The sequence below is a fragment of the Halorubrum tibetense genome (genome assembly GCF_042661865.1).
Lineage (GTDB): Archaea > Halobacteriota > Halobacteria > Halobacteriales > Haloferacaceae > Halorubrum > Halorubrum tibetense.
This window is the reverse complement of sequence record NZ_JBHSWW010000424.1, coordinates 1-1,475: the sequence shown is the minus strand read 5'-3', so window position 1 is coordinate 1,475 and position 1,475 is coordinate 1. Positions and strand designations below refer to the sequence as shown.

Genomic DNA, 1,475 nt, shown 5'->3' with positions numbered 1-1,475 from the left:
GGTCGCGCGCGAGCCGGGCCGGGAGGTTCGGATCAGCGTCGCCGAGGCGGTCGCGGTCGAGCGCGAGGGCCGATCCGATCCGGTCGCCCACGGATCGACGACCGCCGGCGGGTTCGAGACGGTTCGGCTCAACCAACCTCCCGCGTGGACCGAGGACGCCCGCGTGTACGAGGTGTACGTCCGGACGTTCTCCGACGCTCCGGCCGGAGAGCGGTTCGACGCGATCGCCGACCGGATCCCCGACCTGGCCGACCTCGGCGTTGACACCCTGTGGCTGACTCCCGTCCTCGAACACGACGGGAAGCCGCACGGGTACAACATCACGGACTTCTTCGACGTTGCCGAGGACTTGGGCGATCGAGACGACTACGAGGCGATGGTCGAGGCCGCCCACGACAACGGGATGCGCGTGCTGTTCGACTTCGTGGCGAACCACACCGCCCGCGACCACGAGTGGTTCGAGGACGCGTATCAGAACTCCGAGTCGCCGTACCGCGACCGGTACGAGTGGCAGGAGTCCGGCGAGCCGGGGACGTACTTCGACTGGGAGCTGATAGCGAATCTGAATCACGCGAACCTCCACGTTCGACGCTTCCTGCTCGACGTTATCGACGAGTGGGCCCCGCTCGTGGACGGCTTCCGCTGTGACATGGCGTGGGCGGTGCCGGACTCGTTCTGGCGCGAGCTGCGCGACCGGGTGAAGGATATCGACCGGGAGTTCCTCCTGATGGACGAGACGATCCCGTACATCCCCGGCTTCCACGAGGGGATGTTCGACGTCCACTTCGACGCGACGCTGTACTTCCAGCTCCGGCAGGTCGGCCGCGGGGCGGCCCCCGCCGAGTCGGTGATCGACGCCGTCGAACAGCGCGCGGAGATCGGCTTTCCTGACCACGCCGGTTTCCTCCAGTACATCGAGAACCACGACGAGACGCGCTACCGCGTCGAGTGTGGTGACGCGGCGGCGGCGGCCGCAGGCGCGGCGACGGTCACGCTCCCCGGCGTCCCGATGGTGTACGCGGGCCAGGAGATCGGCCAGCGTGGTCGGCGTGACGCGATCGCGTGGGAGCACGCGCGCGGTGAGGTGCGCGAGCGCTACGAACGATTACTCCGGACTCACGCCGAGCACCCGGCGCTCGGTCCCGAGAGCGATCTCGAACGCGTGGGGTACCACGTCGCCAGCGGAGACCTCACCGAGCGGCCGATCCAGGCGGACGGCGAGGAGGTCCACCCGGACGACGTGGTCGCGTTCCGCCGGGGGCGAGGAACGGAGGCGCTCGTCGTCGTCCTCAACTTCGCGCCGGCCGAGGCCGCCGTCGCGGTCGACGTGGACCACGGAACGACGAACGTCGTCACCGGCGAGGCGTGCGTCGTGACCGACGGCGACGGGACCGAACGGATCGCGGTGACCGACGTCGCTGTCGTCCCGATCGGGGAGGAGTCGTGACTCCGGGGCCGGGAGCCGACGCGGACCC

At 69.6% G+C, this 1,475-nt stretch carries 1 protein-coding gene; it reads left to right on the top strand.

The genetic code is table 11. The annotated features are described in order from the left end of the window. A partial coding sequence (locus ACFQEU_RS15800) for an alpha-amylase family glycosyl hydrolase (RefSeq protein WP_379783717.1) occupies positions 1-1,447 on the top strand: 1,447 nt, incomplete at its 5' end. Positions 1,448-1,475 lie beyond the last annotated feature (28 nt).